Annotated in this window: 2 protein-coding genes; both read left to right on the top strand. The window is 54.6% G+C overall.

Annotated elements, in window-relative coordinates; all coding sequences use genetic code 11:
* On the top strand, nt 1-283 hold a 283-nt coding region (locus HMPREF2932_RS13130; protein ID WP_246818639.1), incomplete at its 5' end, for a DDE-type integrase/transposase/recombinase.
* Nucleotides 284-337: 54 nt separating this feature from the next.
* Nucleotides 338-476, top strand: a 139-nt coding sequence (locus HMPREF2932_RS07010) for a transposase (RefSeq protein ID WP_141756293.1), incomplete at its 3' end; no start/stop codon positions are given.

Genomic DNA, 476 nt, shown 5'->3' with positions numbered 1-476 from the left:
GCCGTATTCAGGAATGCTGTTTGCCTGTGCGTGTGTTGACCAGCGGCAACAGTCCTGGCTTGATGCACACCGCCAAGCGTTTGACTACTTCGGTGGGGTCTGCCAGGTTGTTGTCCCCGATAACGCGTCGACGGCATCAAACGCGATCAGCACTGCCGATAGGAATCGGAAGGTCAACGACACTTACCAGCAGTTCTTGGAGCACTACAACACAGCAGCACTTCCCACACGCGCGCGTCGGCCGAAGGATAAAGCAAATGTGGAAGGACCTGACCCCTGTTAGGTAGACACCTGATACCCAGCCCGGTTGGGTTGGGAAGAAAGGTAATCTACCACCATGCCTAGGTACTCCGAACAGTTCAAACGTGATGCTGTGGCCCTCTACGAAAACAATGAGGACCTCTCACTCCACGCGGCTTCAGCAGAGCTAGGAGTCAATCGCTCCTCACTTTATTCCTGGCTTAAGCAGTACGGCA

The organism is Corynebacterium sp. HMSC074H12 (assembly GCF_001813755.1).
GTDB lineage: Bacteria > Actinomycetota > Actinomycetes > Mycobacteriales > Mycobacteriaceae > Corynebacterium > Corynebacterium hiratae.
Note: the sequence above shows the minus strand (reverse complement) of the source record. Positions and strands in the feature narration are given on the sequence as shown.